The following is a 16,916-nucleotide window of genomic DNA, read 5'->3' on the forward strand; positions in this document are numbered from 1 at the left end:
ACCTTGGCAGTCTAGAATCCACGCGCTTCGGCCACCGGCGGATACGCCCGTATGTCTTTGGAATCGCTGATCACCGAGTACGGCTTCCCGGCACTCATCGTCGGGCTGCTCCTGGAGGGCGAGACCGTCCTGCTTGTCGCCGGCTTCCTGGTCGGCCGCGGTTATTTTTCTTTCCTCCACATCGTGATGCTGGCTTTCGCCGTGACACTCGCGGCGGATCAGGGGTATTTCTGGCTGGGCTACAAACACGGAGACGCGCTGCTGCGTCGTTTCCCGTCGCTGACGCCGGCAGTGGAGAGGGCATCGACCCTGTTCCATCGCTATCACTCCTATTTCATCTTCGGCTTTCGCTTTTTTTACGGCCTGCGGGTGGTGACGCCGATTCTGATCGGCATGAGCCGCTTCTCGCCGGTCCGTTATCTCACGGTAAACGTCCTCGCGGTGGTGGTGTGGACGGTGATGACCACGGGACTGGGATTGGTGTTCGGCAAAGCCGTCGCCGGCATGATCGAGGATCTGCGCCAGTATGAATCCATGCTGGTCGGCGGACTGTTGGCCATCGGTTCGGGGCTGGCGATCCACCGCTGGAAACACATCGGTGACTCCAACCGGAACGACCCCGCCGGCGACTGATCCGCCGCGGCCGGGATTTCTGCCCACAGCGTAGACCGCGAACCCCGGTTTGGAGCGGGGGCCCCCTTGGATTATGCTAATCGCCCCTCATCCGGCGGTAGCAAGCAGGCATATCAGTATAATGCGCGCTTATTGTCGCTATTATGACAATTTAGTTCCGTTTATGGATATCAGCGCTTATAGTGCCTCGCGAAAAGGGATCGCCCCGATGCCGGCTAGGGAACGGCGGTTCATTGCCATAGCGCTGTTGCAAAACGAGTAGGAGAAAACCATGGCTGTCAAAACATACAACGCGGGCGTCAAGGAATACCGCGAAACCTACTGGGACCCGAACTACACTCCCGCCGACACCGATCTGCTGGCGGTCTTCAAGATCACCCCGCAGCCGGGTGTGCCGCGCGAAGAAGCCGCCGCCGCCGTGGCCGCGGAATCGTCGACCGGCACCTGGACCACCGTCTGGACCGACCTGCTGACCGACCTCGACTATTACAAGGGCCGCGCCTACCGGATCGAGGACGTGCCCGGCCAGGACGAACAGTTCTACGCCTTCATCGCCTATCCCATCGACCTGTTCGAGGAAGGCTCCGTCGTCAACGTGTTCACCTCGCTGGTGGGCAACGTGTTCGGCTTCAAGGCCGTGCGCGGCCTGCGTCTGGAAGACGTGCGCTTCCCCCTCGCCTACGTGATGACCTGCGGCGGCCCGCCCCACGGCATCCAGGTGGAGCGCGACATCATGAACAAGTACGGCCGTCCGTTGCTCGGCTGCACCATCAAGCCGAAGCTGGGCCTGTCCGCGAAGAACTACGGCCGCGCCGTGTATGAATGCCTGCGGGGCGGTCTCGACTTCACCAAGGACGATGAGAACGTCAACAGCCAGCCGTTCATGCGCTGGCGCCAGCGCTTCGACTTCGTGATGGAGGCGATCGAGAAGGCCGAGGCCGAAACCGGCGAGCGCAAGGGCCACTACCTCAACGTGACCGCCCCGACTCCGGAAGAGATGTACAAACGTGCCGAGTACGCCAAGGAAATCGGCGCGCCCATCATCATGCACGACTTCATCACCGGGGGCTTCTGCGCCAACACGGGTCTCGCCAACTGGTGCCGCAACAACGGCATGCTGCTGCACATCCACCGCGCCATGCACGCCGTGATGGACCGCAATCCCAACCACGGCATCCACTTCCGCGTCTTCACCAAGATGCTGCGCCTTTCCGGCGGCGACCATCTGCACACCGGCACCGTGGTCGGCAAGCTGGAAGGCGACCGCCAGGCCACCCTGGGGTGGATCGACCTGCTGCGCGAACGCAGCATCAAGGAAGACCGCAGCCGCGGCATCTTCTTCGACCAGGAATGGGGCGCCATGCCCGGCGTGTTCGCGGTCGCCTCCGGCGGCATCCACGTCTGGCACATGCCGGCACTGCTTTCGATCTTCGGCGACGACGCGGTGTTCCAGTTCGGTGGCGGCACCCTGGGCCATCCCTGGGGCAACGCGGCCGGCGCCGCTGCCAACCGCGTGGCGCTGGAAGCCTGCGTGGAGGCCCGCAACGAAGGCCGCCAGCTCGAGAAGGAAGGCAAGGAAATCCTGACCGAAGCCGCCAAGAGCAGCCCGGAACTCAAGGCCGCAATGGAGACCTGGAAGGAAATCAAATTCGAGTTCGACACCGTCGACAAGCTCGACGTGGCCCACCGGTAAGCCTCAAGAGGATTCGGGAAATACCATGAGCGATATGCAAGACTACAAATCCAGCCTGTCCGACAGCGGCTCGCGCAAGTTCGAGACTTTCTCCTACCTGCCGCCGATGGACCCGGAGAAGATCCGCCGGCAGGTGGAATACATCGTCAGCCGCGGCTGGAATCCGGCCATCGAACATACCGAGCCGGAAAACGCCTTCGACCACTACTGGTACATGTGGAAACTGCCGATGTTCGGCGAGACCGACGTCGATGCGATCCTGGCCGAGGCCGAGGCCTGCCACAAGGCGCACCCCAACAACCACGTCCGACTGGTCGGCTACGACAACTTCAGGCAGACCCAGGGCACCGCCATGGTGATCTATCGGGGGCCGTCGGTCTGACTCTGCGGTAACCCCGGGAACGCCTGGAAGCCCCTGTCCGCCCGGCGGATCGGGGCTTCTTCATGGACAACATCCAGAAGCATTCAGTCCGCACCTTCGTTGCGAGGAGGTTCTTCGATGTCCAGCACCGAGCAATACCTGATTCAAGAACGACCCTATTACCGCCCCACCGCCGACGAAGTGGAGCTGTTCGAGGCCGCCTATGCCGCGCGCATGCCGGTGATGCTCAAGGGCCCGACCGGCTGCGGCAAGACCCGGTTCGTGGAATACATGGCCTGGAAGCTGAAGCGCCCGCTGATCACGGTGGCCTGCAACGAAGACATGACGGCCTCGGACCTGGTCGGCCGCTTCCTGCTCGACGCCAGCGGCACCCGCTGGCAGGACGGCCCCCTCACCCTGGCCGCCCGCATCGGCGCCATCTGCTATCTCGACGAGGTCGTGGAGGCCCGCCAGGACACCACCGTGGTCATCCACCCCCTGACCGATCACCGTCGCACCCTGCCGCTGGACAAGAAAGGCGAGCTGGTGCATGCCCACCCGGATTTCCAGTTGGTGATTTCCTACAATCCCGGCTACCAGAACCTGCTGAAGGACCTCAAGCAATCGACCAAGCAGCGCTTCGGCGCGCTGGATTTCGGCTATCCCGAGACGGCTGTCGAGGTCGATGTGGTGTCACATGAGACCGGCATCGATCCCAAGATCGCCGAAAAGCTGGTGCAGATCGCCCACCGCGCCCGGAACCTCAAGGGCCACGGCCTGGACGAAGGCATCTCGACCCGCTTGCTGGTCTATGCCGGCCACCTCATCGCCAAGGGTATCGAGCCCAGAGCGGCCTGCATGATGACGCTCGTTCGCCCTCTCACCGACGACCCGGATATGCGCGATACCCTCGACGCCGCCGTAGCGACGTTTTTCTGACCCCGGCAGACGGCGTCCGCCGCCAAAAAATCCGTGCCGCCGCCCAACGGCGGAGTCGCTCGACGCGCCGCTTTCCACGACATTTCCTCGGCGACACGGTAGAAAACCGGCCTAGGGTGCAACCACTCGGCCTGACACATGTCATACGGGTGTGGCCGATGTCACGTACCCCCTCTCCACTACAGGATGTATTTGCCTGTTCCAGCTCTACCACCGTCGCCAGGACGGTCACCCGGCGTCATCGAACTTGGTGAGTCCAAGAAGGAGTCGAGCAAATGAACACAAGATTTCTTGCCCCCCTATCCGGGCTGGTCCTGCTGGCCGCCTTGGGGGAGGGAACCACGGCGCAGGCCGCCACCCTGCCCGCGCCGGTACCCAACGCGATCGTCAGCGCGTCTTCCTCCTGGGGCACCGCGAGCGATTCCTGGGCCGGATACACCGGCGCCCTGCAAATCTGGGTGCCCGACGCGGTCAGCGGCGGCTGGACCCTGACGTTCCAGTCGGCCGGCCTCGGCCGGCAGGCACAGGCCTCTTCCTTCTGGAACGCCAACGCCGTTTTCGACCCTGTCACCAACACGTTCACCCTCACGTCGCCTTCCTGGGGCGGCGACGTGGCGGCAAACAGCGTCCTTGACGTCGGCTTCAACGCCAGTGGCGCGTTCGACACTTCTGTCGATCTGGCCAACTGCAAATTCAACGGCCAGCCCTGTGTGATCTCGGCCATGACGTCCCAGTCGGCCCAGCAGACCCTGGCCAACCTGAAAGCCGGCTACCAGGGCGGTGGATCGGCCACGCCGACACCCGCACCTTCGGCGACACCGTCCCCGTCTGCAACACCGGTTCCGGTCGCAAGCCCGAAACTGGAAGTGCTGTTTTCCATCAGCAGCTCGTGGGATGGCGGCTACAGCGGCAACGTCGCAGTCAAGAACCTGTCCTCGAAGACTTTGAAGGCCGGAGCCGACGGCTGGCAGGCCCCGCTGAAATTTCCCGATGCAGCCACTGCCCAGGACGTGTTCAAGAGTGGACCTTGGAACTTTTCTGTCAACATCGCCGGCGACGGTACAGCAACGCTCAAGCCGAAATCCTGGGCGGCGGCCCTGGCACCCGGCGATGTGGCGGCAAGCGGCTTCAACGGCGGGTCGCCGGCCAATCTGCAGAAGGCAGCCGCTGCGGATTCCACGGTGACGGTGCTGTTCGCACCCTCGGTGCCGAATTCGAACCCGACGCCGACCCCGAATCCGACGGCCACCCCGGCCCCGACACCGGTGCCGACCACCCCGCCGACCGGAGGCGCCGGCGGGCTGCTGTTCAGTCCCTACAAGGATGTCACCATCTCGATGAACTGGAACAGCAACGTCATGTCGACCGCGGTGACCGGCACGCCGTCGCCGCTCCTGAGCGTGCTGCCGGCCAAGGTACCCGCAGTGACCTGGGCCTTCGCGACCGGCGAGTGCGGCAAGGAGAACTGGGCCGGCATCCAGCCCGATGTCCTGGTCCAGGCCAATGTGCAGTCCTTCGTCGATGCCGGCATCGACTACGTCGTCTCGACCGGCGGCGCGGAGGGCGCTTTCACCTGTTCCAGCGAAGCCGGCATGCGGGCCTTCATCGACCGCTACGCATCGAGCCGCCTGGTGGGCATCGATTTCGACATCGAAGCCGGCCAGAGCCAGGCCGCCATCGCCAGCCTGGTCCGGCAGGTGGCCGCAGTGCAGTCGGACTACCCCAACCTGCGCTTCAGCTTCACCGTGGCCACCTTGGGATCGTCCAACGGAACCGTCACGTCGAACCCCTACGGCGACCTGAACGTCACGGGGTACAACGTGGTCAAGGCGGTGCAGCAGTATGGCATCGCCAACTACACGATCAACCTGATGGTGATGGACTACGGCGCCGCCAACGCCGGCAACTGCGTGGTCGTGAACGGCAAGTGCGACATGGGTCAGACCGCCATCCAGGCGGCCAAGAACCTGAAGGCCAGGTACGGCATTCCTTACGAGCGGATCGAGCTGACCCCGATGATCGGCGTGAACGACGTTTCCGACGAGCTGTTCTCGCTGCAGGACACCGACACCATGGTGCAATGGGCGCTCGCCAACGGCATCGCCGGCCTCCACTTCTGGTCGGCCGACCGCGACACGCCGTGCAGCCAGACCTCGGCCTCGCCGACCTGCAGTTCGGTCCCCGGCGTGCCGGCCTGGGGTTACACCAACCGCTTCATCGGCGACCTGGGCCTGTAACGGCCAGCCACGGTTGAAACGATGTCCCAGGGGGAGCGGACGAAAATCCGCTCTCCCTTTTCATTTGCGGCGTCATGACCCAAGCCGGACGCCCTGTTCTCCGTCGCCGGCCTTGAAATTCCGCCGAGCGAAGACCGCTGAACGCCGATCGAGGTTTCCGGCTGCGGCCCGCATGCCTCCGCCCAATGAGGCTGGCCGGCAAGTCAGCAAAGGAATGTAGAATGGTCCGTTTTCACCCGGGGGAGGAATTTCCGTATGCCTCTCCCGCACTCCGGACTTTCGGCTGCGATTCGGAAATCAGCATTGAAAACGACGGCGACGACAGCGTTGGGTCCGGCCGGTGACGAACCGGCGGATTTCGCGCGGGTAAAAGGCGGCATCCGCCGGAGGCTGCTTTTCACCATGCTGGGACTCCTGGTGAGCGGGGTTTTCACGCTCACCGTGGTGGGACTGATCCTGCAGAAGCAGTCGCTGGAGAGTGAATTGGCCAAGCGCGTCGAGTTGATGCGGGCCAATCTGCTGGAACGCGGGACGGCGTTTTCCAAGCTCGTCGAAAACGAAGTCGAAAACGACGTCGCGGCGTTCAACTTCTCCCACATACAGGAAGTCCTGAGTCACTCCCCACAGCTGGACTACGCGATCCTCACCAACACCGAAGGCGTCGCCTTCGTCCACACCCGCTCCCCCGATCTGCAGCAGGAAAAACTCCAGGGCGAGGCCGACCGTTACGCCCTGCGGCAGACTGGCCTGACCCACCGGGAATATCCGGACCAGAACGCCATCGAATTCATCCTGCCCATCCATTTCGGAGCCAAGCCGTGGGGCGTGCTGCGGCTGGGGTTCTCGCTCGAAACGCTGCGGCAGGAAATCGCCAACTCCAGGGCGGAGATCGAAGCAGCGACCCGGCGTGTCGTTCTGCTCGGCACCGGCATCGCCGGCATTTTCATAGTCATTGGCTCGGGCATCGTCGTGCTGGTTTCCAATGCACTGTCGCGTCCGCTGATCCGGCTGACCCGCTCCGTGCGCGCCCTCGCGCGCGGCAACTACGACGACGCCGCCCACCTGCTGGAAACCGAGCTGCCGCAGCGTATGGGACATGCGGCGCCCACCGACGAGATCGGCATCCTCGCCGGTTCGTTCGTCCAGATGGCCGGCGAGATACGCCGCTCCCATGAACAGCTGGAGGAATACAACCGCACACTGGAAGATAAGGTCCGAGTCCGCACCGAGGAACTGGTGGAGGCCTATCGCAAGCAAAAGGAGCTGGAGAACGAAATCCTGCAGGAATCCCTGCGGCTGGCGCGGGACATCCAGATGGGCATGATGTCCACGGCCTTCCCCCGCTTCGCCAAGGGCAGCCCCGTGGACTTGTACGCCATGGTCGACCCCGCGCGCGAGGTCGGTGGGGATTTCTACGATTTCCTGTATCTGGACGGCCGTACCCTGCTGATCGCCATCGGCGACGTCTCCGGCAAGGGGATGGCCGCGGCCTTGTTCATGGTCAAGGTCAAGACGATGATCCGGGCCGTCACTTCCGCCCACGGCTCACCCCGCGAGATCCTGCAGGCTGTGAACCCCGAGCTATGCAGGGAAAACGACGTCGGCATGTTCGTCACGGTATTCCTGGCCACCCTGGATGTGGAAACGGGTCGGCTGGTGTACAGCTATGGCGGCCACAACCGGCCGGTTCTGTTGGGGCGGGACGGCAGCGTGGAGATGCTGACGGGCGACACCGCCGTCGCCCTGGGCGTTTTCGACGACATCGAGTTCAGCGAACAGGAACGGGTGCTGCAGCCGGGCGCTGCCCTGGTGATGTATACCGACGGAGTGAACGAGGCCATGAATGGCGAAAGCGAATTATTTGGCGATTCGCGCCTGCTGGCCGCGCTGCGAGGCAGGACACGCGAGGATGCCAGTGAACTCGTCGACGCGGTCATTTCTCGGGTGCGCGCCCACGCCGGCACCGCCGAGCAATCCGACGACATCACACTGATCGCAGTGCGCCGGGCTCCGTCTGCCGGCGTGACCGTTTGAGGCGGGTGGATGCACCATAGCGACCACAGGAACCGGCGTCTGGCATGGGCGGCGGCGCTGTGGCTGGCCGCTGCTGGAGCGGTGTCCGCAGGGCGGGCAGAACAAGCGCCGGGCGATGCCGATATGGAAGGCGAACTCAAGTTTCTCGAGGCCGAGCGCGACACCTTGGTCACGGCTTCACGCACCAAGGAGCGTACCGACGAATCCATCGCCACCAGCACCGTCATCACTCAAGACCAGATCAGGCGCATGGGCGCCAGGACGCTGTCCGACGCCTTGCGCATCGTGCCAGGCATCGGCATCACCCAGACCGAATTCGGCATCGGCGCCATCGACGTGCGCGGGGTGCGTACCTCCTTTTCCGACAAGGTGCTGATGCTGCTGAACGGCCATCCCCTGGACCAGGACATGGCCAATCCCGGCAGCACCTGGGTCTATGACGACCTGGCCGTCGACACCATCAAGCGCATCGAGGTAGTGCGCGGTTCGGCTTCCGCCCTCTACGGCGCCAACGCCATGATGGCGGTCATCAACATCATCACCCAGGACGCCAAGGACACCCACGGCGTCCGTGCCTCGGCGGGTTACGGCAACTACGACACCCAGCAGTACCGCCTTTCGGCCGGCCAGCGGTTCGACAACGGCGAGGCCGTGGTGCACTTCAACTACCGGGGTACCAACGGCCTGCCGCGCAACGCGGGAGGAACCCAACGGGCGGTGACAGGGCCGGAAAAACGCTACGACCTGGAATGGCAGCTGGGGTATGAGGGTTTCAAGCTGGACGGCCGCTATATCGGCAAACGGCTCGACCCTTACGTCAGCCCGTTCGATCTGAACGCGGTCACCCAGAACAGCCAGTACGACAACTACTTTCTACGCCTCAGCCGGGACTGGACCGTGCGCGAGGACTTGAGCCTCAGCACCCAGCTCTATTACGATTCCTTCGACAGCAGCTACACGGGCACCGCCGGTGCCGGCTCGCGTCTCAATCCGCTGATCGCTTCCTGGGGCGGCGGCTCGAACGATTCCCGCACCGGGGGCGAGGTGCAGGCCAATTACCGGGTTTCCCGCAACAACAGCCTGATCGGCGGCGTCGCGCTGGCTCGGGAAGCGTACGACAATCCGTCCTATCGCCAAACGGTACCCTACAATCCCGATTTCAATATCAAGGCCACCAGTTCCGACGTGTCGCGCACGCGCTGGAGCGTCTATCTGCAGGACATGTGGGAGGTCTGGCACAGCCTGCACCTGAGTCTGGGCGCGCGCTACGATCACTACAGCGACTTCGGCGGCACCTTCAACCCGCGCATGGGCTTCAACTGGGAGTTCGTCCGCGATTACTCCCTGAAGTTCTCCTACGGCACCGCCTACCGCGCGCCGGTGCTGGGAGAAATGGACCCCTACACCAACGTTCTGGCCATCGGCAATCCCAACCTGGACCCGGAACGGGAGCAAACCTTCGAAACCGGCCTCGTGGCGCACCCCTTGCGCGGGCTCACCACCCAGGCGGTGTATTTCCACAGCCGCATCGCCGACATGATCGACGCGGTACGGTACTGTCCGGCGCCCGGCGCCTGTCCCAAGAGCGAGGTCTTCCCCAACTTCAAGCGGTACGAAAACCAGGGCACGCTCGTCACCGACGGGGTGGAATGGGAGGGGCGCTACGATTTCCAGGGAGCCGATCACGGCAGCTATCTGCTGGCCAATTACACCTACCAGAACCCGCTGCTGAACGGGCAGACTGCGCCGGACGTGCCGCACAGCCGGGTGAACCTCATCGCCAACTGGCGCTTCGACCGCCACTGGAACGGCTTCGCCAACCTGCTTTACAACGGCGCGGTCGCGGGCGATTCCTCGGTGTCTCCGGCTTCGCCGGATCTCGGCAGCTACGCGCTGCTCAACCTCAGCGTCCTCAACCAGGGCCAGCTCGTCAACGGCCTGGACATGGGCCTGACCGTCTACAACCTGCTCGGCAAGCAATACGCCGATCCCGGCGACTTCTCGGTGCCGGGCCGGACCTTTTACGGCCACATGAGTCTGCGGTTCTAGTCATGGCGGCCGAATCCAAGCACCGTACCCGATGGCTCCGGCGGCGCGCGTGGACGGCGGCTGCATTGTGCTGTGCCGCGGCGACCGCGCCGGCCGAAGACGCGGTGTTTTTTTTCAATCCCGAGAGCAGCATCGACAGCTATGCCACGCTCAAGACCGCGTTCGACACCTACCTCGCCCCGCTCGGCCCCTACGTATTCCAGCCCTTCAACGTCCGGGCGACTTTCGAGCAGGCATTGGCGCAGAATTCGCGCGGCGTCTACATGCTCTCCGGCTGGCATTACGGCGAGATCAAGGGCCGCCAATCCCTGGACGCCGTGCTGGTCGGGGTCTCCAAGGGCGCGTTCCTGCAGCGCAAGATTCTTTCCGCCAAGGACGTGGCCGACGTGTCTGCCCTTAAAGGCGTGACCGTCGCCGGGACCGGCAGCGAGGACTACCTGCGAACCCTGCTGAAGCAGACGCTGGGGCCGGAGCGTCACGCCCTGGTCGACAGCTTCAAGGTACTGAGCGTGCCCAAGGACATCGACGCGCTCATGGCCGTGAGCTTCGGCATGGCACAGGCCGCGATTTCCTCCGAAGCCAGCCTGCAGAAGCTGGCCGCGATCAATCCCAAGCAGCACAGCCAGCTGAAACCCTTGGCACAGAGCGAGAAGGCCTTCCTGCTGATCGCCACGGTTCCCCGCTCGTTCCGGCAGGAAGGCGCGCCCCTGGTCGAGATATTGGAAGACATGGACAAAAAGCCCGAGGGCGTCACCAACCTCAAGCTCCTCGGACTGGACGGCTGGAAGCGCGTCGAAACGCTGGAAGCGCCTTATTCCACCCAATTGCGCGCGCCGTGACCGCCATGTGCCGACGACACCCGCTAACGAAATGGGGTTTGCTGCTGGGGGCTCTGCTGACGCCTGCCGCCGTAACAGGGCAGGAGCCCGCCGGCAAGATCGTCGTGCTCAACACGGCCCGTTCGGTCGACCGCTACCGTCTGACCGAGGAGGAGTTCCGCCGGCAGATGGGAGGGCAGACCATCATCGACGTCAACCTGGAGGAGTCGGATCTCGATGCGGCGGGCCTGAACGACCTGATAGCGCGCGAACACCCCGACTTGGTTTACAGCATCGGCTCCCAGGCCTTCCACCTGGCCGGCGCCGCCGCGGGCGGCGCGCCGCAACTGTTCTCATCCGTCATCAACTGGCAACGGTTCCCGCAGCGGGCCGGCGTTTACGGCATCGCCAACGAGCTGTCGCTGTCCCAGGAACTGTCGCTGCTGCGCTATCTGTTGCCGAAGGCGGTCCGGGTCGGCGTCCTGTTCGACCCGAAATTCAACCGCGAACGGATCGCCGAAGCCAAGGCCTATTCCAAGGATGTGGGATTGACGCTGGTGGAGAAGTCCATCGACAACCCGGTCAACGACGAGGTGGACGACGCCTTGCTGGAGCTCCTGCCGCAGATCGACATCCTCTGGCTCGTTTCCGATCCCGGCATCTTGACGGACCGGGACAGGGTGGAAGGCATCTTCCAGGCAGCGGACGAAGCCGGCAAGCCGGTCTACGCCTACAGCGAGGTATTCATCGGCTTCGGCGCCAGCCTGGTGGCGGCCCCGGACATTCCCACCATAGGCCGCCAGGCGGCCACCCTGGCCCAGTCCCTTTTGCGCAAGGAAGAACCGGCGGCAGCGGTGCAGTTTCCGGCCGGCTCCAACATCATCCTCGATGCCTGCCATCTGGCCAAACTGAATACCGAATACAACCCGGATGCCCTGGATTCGGTCAACCGCCTGCTCGGATGCCACTGAGCCGTTTCGAGCAGGGCCCTGGAGCATCGGGAGTGGGCCGCTCGCCGAGAGCGGTTGGCGTGATCTCGCTGCTCTCCCATGGCCCCATCAAGAAGAGCGATGTCATTGAAGGCACGCGCGGCACGGAAATACGAGGCGACGACGCCCCTTGGAGCCTTTGCTGTCCTCGCCCTTTCCAGTAAGCTGCCTGACAATGGTATCCGAGACCAGTGAGGCCCCCATGAGCTTGAACTTGAGCGACTACCAAGAACATCTCGAACGACTCGATCCTCGCGTCAAGGACACGCTGGAGGCGAGCTTCCACGAAGCCGCACGGGTCATGTCGCCGGGCGCCCTCAAGAACTACATCGAGGGCGCCCGGGCCTTGTCGGAACTCGGGCGCGGCGCAGAGCTGGTGCTGGCCTATGTCCAGCAGATGCCGCTGGTGTGCAAGGAGGTCGGCGACGAGGTGATCGCGGACGTCGTCAGCGGCGTGATGAAACTGGCGTCCATGGTCAGCGGGGCGGTGATCGAGCGGCTGTTCGACAGCCTTCCCACCGCAGCCCGGCGGCTGGGCGACGGCGAGCTTTTGCGGCAGTACCTCGGCCTGATCCACCAGCTTTCCGCCAAGGCACCGCGGGGCCTGCGACCGATGCTGGACCACCTCGACCCGCTGTTCGACAAACTGACCCTGGGGGGACTGCGGCGCTGGGCATTGTGGGGCGCTCAGGCCCATGCCCGCGACTTCGAGACCCTGGCAAAATACTTCGCCCTGGAGACTGCCGACAGCCTGGCGGTGCTGCAGCAGGAGCGGCGCGGCACCCTGTTCGTCGACACCCAGCGCAAGCTCAACTTCTACCTGCGCGCGCTGTGGGGCAGGGATTTCTACCTGCGCCCCACCTCTGGCGATTTCGAGACGCGCGAAGGCTACAAACCGTACATCGAACACGGGGTGATCTTCGTGCCCGATGCGTACGACGACTTCGGCCCGGTATCGGGCAAGGAACTCTACCGGGCAACCGCCGCCCATGCCGCCGCCCACCTGGCTTACACCATCCGCCCGCTGTCCGCGGAGCAACTGACGCCGGTGCAGATGTTCCTGATCGGTCTGTTCGAGGACGCCCGCGTCGAGGCGCTGGCAATCCGCGAATTCCCCGGGCTCAAACAGCTCTGGGCGCCTTTGTTCGAAGCCGCCCTCGGCAGCGACCGCAACGCCGACCCGATGGTACTCTGGCTGGAGCGGCTGGCTCACGCTCTGCTCGATGAACGGATAGGAGCCGACGATCCGATCGTGGCCGAGCTGCGCGAATCCTTCCATGCCGCGCTGGCCAAGGATCCGGCCGACAACCGGCTGAGCTGGGACCTGGGCGTCACCCTCTCCAACCGCATCAAGGACCGGTGGGGCCTGCCCTCGCTGCGCGTCCTGGAAAGCTTCGGCGTGCCGTACCGGGACGACAACCGCTTCCTCTGGACCTTCGGCGAGACCGAATGGGCCGAGGCCGACCACATCGCCGCCAGCCAGCGCCAGGTACGCAGGAAGGTATCCTTGATGGAGATGATCGACGAGATCGATTGCGAACTGGCCGGGGACGACGCCCAGGAAGTCTGGACCCTGGAAACGCCGTTCTACCTCGATCAGGAAGGCTGCACCATCAACGAACTGGAAGGCAAGGAACCGGTCAGCGACCCTTACCACTATCCGGAATGGGACTACCAGGTCCAGTTGCACCGCCCCAACTGGGCCACCGTGCTGGAGCGGCGCCAGGCCAAGGACGACCCGGCTCTCGTCGAACGGATCCTGCTCGAATACAAGCCCGTCGCCAGCCGCCTCAAGCACATCATCGACGCCCTGCAGCCGCAGGGCGTGATCCGCCAACGGCGGCGGGAAGACGGCGACGAGATCGACCTGAACGCCGCCATCCGGGCCATGATCGACATCCGCATGGGCGAGATGCCCGACCCCCGCATCAACATCCGCACGATCCGCAAGACCCGCGACCTCGCGGTACTGCTGCTGCTCGACTTGTCGGAATCCACCAACGAAACCTTGCCCGGCAGCGATCGGCCAATCATTCAGCTGGCACGCGAGGCCTGCACCCTGCTGGCCTGGGCCATCGACGGCATCGGCGATCCCTTCGCCATCCACGGCTTCGCCTCCGACGGCCGCCACGACGTGCAGTACTACCGCTTCAAGGATTTCGACCAGCCTTTCGACGACCAGGCCAAGTCCCGTATCGCCGGGATGAAGGGCGGGCTGTCCACCCGGATGGGCGCCGCCATGCGTCATGCCGCGCACCATCTGCGACATCGGCCCCAGCAGAGGAAATTGCTGCTCCTGGTCAGCGACGGCGAACCGGCCGACATCGACGAGCGCGACCCGCAGTATCTCCGCCTCGACACCAAGAAGGCAGTCGAGGAACTGGCCTCCTCGGGCATCATGACCTACTGCCTGACGCTGGACCCGGATGCCGACGCTTACGTCTCCCGGATTTTCGGCCCCAACCGCTATACGGTCGTGGACCACGTCCAGCGCCTGCCCGAACGGCTGCCCATGCTGTTCGCCGGCCTGACGGCCTGAAAAAAACCCCGGCGCGGCGAAGCCGACGACTCCATCGTTCGGATCGAGATCATTTGAGAGCGAAAAACAATCGAAGTTCTAGTAAATTACTCTCGCCACGCATGGCTGATCGCGGACCGGGCCGGTCAAACGCCCGCGGAATGAAACCTGCCGACCAAAGAAAAGAATAATGGAACCGCTCAAACACCCGCCATACAGCACCCCTTCTCGTCCCTTCCGCCCGGACCGTTGCGGCGCCGAGTGAAACCAGCGACTGCCGGTCCCGGGCCATGTCCAAGGGGATGCGGACACGCCCACTGGCATAGATCACGCGGACCGGATGGCCCGCGAAGCCAGGCGTGCGCCCACCGAAACCTCTCAGTGGCAGCCCCATGTTCTTCAATTACCGCGGCTTTCTGAAAGCCCTGCGCCTGGCGTTGTTCCAGCGGCCCTTCCGGCTCAGACGCTGGTTCTACGTGCTGCTTTTTTCCGCCTTGTACCTCGCCTTCGTGGCTTTCGTGGCACTCGGCCGCCTGCTGGATCACGTCTTTTTCCCCGGCTTCAGAAAAACCAGCGTCGAACGGCCGGTATTCGTGATCGCCCCGCCCCGGAGCGGGACCTCCTTCCTGCAGCGTGTGCTCTGCGCGGACGAGCAGCGCTTCGTGCACTGGAAGATGTACCAGACCATTTTTCCGAGCATCTGTTTTCAGGCCGTCTTCAACGGTCTGGCCTGGATCGACGCCAAGTGCGGCGGCGTGATCCGGCGCCTGATGCAAGGCTGTGAGCGGAAGTGGTTCGGCGGCTGGGACGAGATGCACCGGATGCGCCTGGACCAGCCGGAGGAAGACCAGGCGCTGTTCCTCTACGCATTCGCTTCCGAGGCGATCTTCATGCTGTTTCCTTTCGTGGAGCCGCTTTGGGAAGTGGGTTTTCCCGATGCCCTTCCGCCGGCATCCCGCCGCAAGCTGATGGCCTATTACCGCTCCTGCATGCAGCGCCATGTCTACGCCAACGGCGGCGGGCGCACCCTGCTGGTCAAGTCGACCCACGCTTCGGGCGCCATCGAGTCGATCGCAGAGGAGTTTCCGGATGCCCGATTCATCACCATCGTTCGCCACCCGGACGAAGCCATCCCGTCCCACGTCAGCCTGTTCGTTCCGGTCTGGCAGACCCATTCGCCGGAAATCGAAAAGGACGGGGCCGAGTCGAAAGCCTACGCCGCCCTGGCAGTCGAATGGTACCGGCATCTGGACCGGTTCCGCGCGCGGGTGGAGCCCGCCAATTATTACTGCATCGACTACCGCGATCTCCGGGCCGATCCGGGCCGCACGGTCGCCGCCCTTTACCGCCACTTCGGCTGGAACGTGACCGGATCCTACCGGGCGGTGCTGCAGGACTTCACCGAGCGGCAGCGCACCTTCCAGAGCACCCATCGCTATTCGCTGGAGGAATTCGGGCTGTCGAAACAGTGGATACGCCAGGAGCTGGGGCCGGTGATCGAAAGCCACGGCCTGGACGGAGAGAAGACCTCCAGCCAGAAGCCGCAGACGGAAAGCCTAGGGCAGACGCTTGTTCCAGGCGGGCACCGGCGATCCTCGGCGTTCGGCCAGCAAGCGGTAATACGCGGCATGCAGGAGCCCCAGGAGGATCAGGGCGAGCCCGTCGGCCACCACCACCGCCACCGCCTGCGTGCCGGCGAAGCTCTCGACGGCGACGATGATGGCCAGGGCGATGTTGCGGTTGGCTGTGCCGAATGCGATCACTCGCCTGCCCTGTGAGTCCGGCCCGCCGAAGGCGTAGCCCAGCCAGAACGACAGTTCTCCCGCCAGAACGAAGGCCAGCAGGGGTTTCCACCCGGTCGCGAGGAGGGTCCCGGATTCGATCCAGGTCACGAATGCCAGGGACACGGCTCCCGCCGCCTCCGCCAGGATATCCAGAGGCCGGACCAGGCGGCCGGCCAACCCAGGCAGTCCGAACCTGAGCGCCATGCCTGCGATGAGCGGCATGCTGACGGTGCAGAACAGCACCGCCAGAAGATTCGGATAATTGAACCTGAGCGTGGCGCCACCGCCCAGGGCCGCGAAACCGGCATCGAAAGCCAGCGGCGTGAGGACAATGGCGAACACGGGAAAAATCGCGGTCAAACCGGCCGCCAGCGCCAGATCGCCCCGCGCCATCTTCACGAAGACCGGCACCACCGGAGCGAAGGGTGCGGCGGCCAGCAAGAGCATCCCGGCCGCATATTCCGGCGGAAGAGCGAAGCCACGCGCCAGACCATAAGCCAGGAGGGGAACCGCGATGAAATTGAGCGGCAGTACGACGGACCAACGGCAGCCTCGAATCGCCGACATGACGGCTGCGACTTCGAGCCGCAGACCGACCGCCAGCAGCAGCCCTCCCAGGGAAGCCATGGTCAGGCCGCGGATCAGAAGCTCAGGCTGTATCGGAAGAGTTTGGGGCACGGAAGATGAGAGGAAAAGGCAGAATCTGGCACCGTCTTTCCTGACGGCTGGAATACCATTTCAATCGACGGCGGAACAAACACGCTAAAAGAATTTGAATATGAAACGCGCGCGAAGCCTATTAGATGTGGGTTTTCGGACCCACGGCCGACGTACTTTCTTTTGGACGGCCAAAAGAAAGTA

Annotated in this window: 11 protein-coding genes and 1 pseudogene; 11 read left to right on the top strand and 1 reads right to left on the bottom strand. The window is 64.0% G+C overall.

Features of this window, described 5'->3' with window-relative positions; translation table 11 throughout:
- The first annotated feature begins 51 nt into the window (after positions 1 to 51).
- The 11 genes from H156_RS0110435 to H156_RS0110490 all read left to right on the top strand — a co-directional run bounded on the left by H156_RS0110435 (position 52) and on the right by H156_RS0110490 (position 16,049).
- The gene (locus H156_RS0110435; RefSeq protein WP_010961948.1) at positions 52 to 633 is read left to right on the top strand and encodes a DedA family protein; all 582 of its coding nucleotides are present in this window, start codon (positions 52 to 54) and stop codon (positions 631 to 633) included.
- 271 nt (positions 634 to 904) lie between these two features.
- A complete protein-coding gene (locus H156_RS0110440; RefSeq protein WP_010961949.1) occupies positions 905 to 2,326 on the top strand; it encodes a form I ribulose bisphosphate carboxylase large subunit in 1,422 nt (473 codons plus the stop codon).
- A gap of 25 nt (positions 2,327 to 2,351) precedes the next feature.
- On the top strand, positions 2,352 to 2,708 hold the full coding sequence (locus H156_RS0110445; protein ID WP_017365520.1) for a ribulose bisphosphate carboxylase small subunit: 357 nt from the start codon (positions 2,352 to 2,354) through the stop codon (positions 2,706 to 2,708).
- 117 nt (positions 2,709 to 2,825) lie between these two features.
- Entirely contained in the window at positions 2,826 to 3,626 is an 801-nt protein-coding gene (locus tag H156_RS0110450; RefSeq protein WP_017365521.1) for a CbbQ/NirQ/NorQ/GpvN family protein, read from the top strand.
- A gap of 275 nt (positions 3,627 to 3,901) precedes the next feature.
- On the top strand, positions 3,902 to 5,863 hold the full coding sequence (locus H156_RS0110455; RefSeq protein WP_017365522.1) for a cellulose binding domain-containing protein: 1,962 nt from the start codon (positions 3,902 to 3,904) through the stop codon (positions 5,861 to 5,863).
- A 303-nt stretch (positions 5,864 to 6,166) separates the two neighbouring features.
- On the top strand, positions 6,167 to 7,897 hold the full coding sequence (locus tag H156_RS0110465; RefSeq protein ID WP_161625741.1) for a PP2C family protein-serine/threonine phosphatase: 1,731 nt from the start codon (positions 6,167 to 6,169) through the stop codon (positions 7,895 to 7,897).
- 9 nt (positions 7,898 to 7,906) lie between these two features.
- Positions 7,907 to 9,946, top strand: a complete 2,040-nt coding sequence (locus H156_RS0110470; protein WP_238536869.1) for a TonB-dependent receptor plug domain-containing protein — start codon at positions 7,907 to 7,909, stop codon at positions 9,944 to 9,946.
- A 2-nt stretch (positions 9,947 to 9,948) separates the two neighbouring features.
- The gene (locus H156_RS0110475) at positions 9,949 to 10,785 is read left to right on the top strand and encodes a PhnD/SsuA/transferrin family substrate-binding protein (protein ID WP_017365526.1); all 837 of its coding nucleotides are present in this window, start codon (positions 9,949 to 9,951) and stop codon (positions 10,783 to 10,785) included.
- 5 nt (positions 10,786 to 10,790) lie between these two features.
- Positions 10,791 to 11,735 (top strand): ABC transporter substrate-binding protein, encoded by a 945-nt coding sequence (locus H156_RS0110480; RefSeq protein WP_238536870.1) that lies wholly within the window; start codon positions 10,791 to 10,793, stop codon positions 11,733 to 11,735.
- 232 nt (positions 11,736 to 11,967) lie between these two features.
- Positions 11,968 to 14,292 (top strand): nitric oxide reductase activation protein NorD, encoded by a 2,325-nt coding sequence (locus H156_RS0110485; RefSeq protein ID WP_238536871.1) that lies wholly within the window; start codon positions 11,968 to 11,970, stop codon positions 14,290 to 14,292.
- A gap of 371 nt (positions 14,293 to 14,663) precedes the next feature.
- Positions 14,664 to 16,049, top strand: coding sequence for a sulfotransferase family protein (locus H156_RS0110490; RefSeq protein ID WP_017365529.1), 1,386 nt, complete (start codon positions 14,664 to 14,666; stop codon positions 16,047 to 16,049).
- A gap of 111 nt (positions 16,050 to 16,160) precedes the next feature.
- On the opposite strand, the pseudogene H156_RS17520 reads toward H156_RS0110490, so the two are convergent.
- Positions 16,161 to 16,733, bottom strand: a pseudogene (locus H156_RS17520) (bile acid:sodium symporter); the annotation flags it as partial.
- Positions 16,734 to 16,916 lie beyond the last annotated feature (183 nt).

It is taken from the genome of Methylococcus capsulatus str. Texas = ATCC 19069 (assembly GCF_000424685.1).
In the GTDB taxonomy this organism is placed as follows: domain Bacteria; phylum Pseudomonadota; class Gammaproteobacteria; order Methylococcales; family Methylococcaceae; genus Methylococcus; species Methylococcus capsulatus.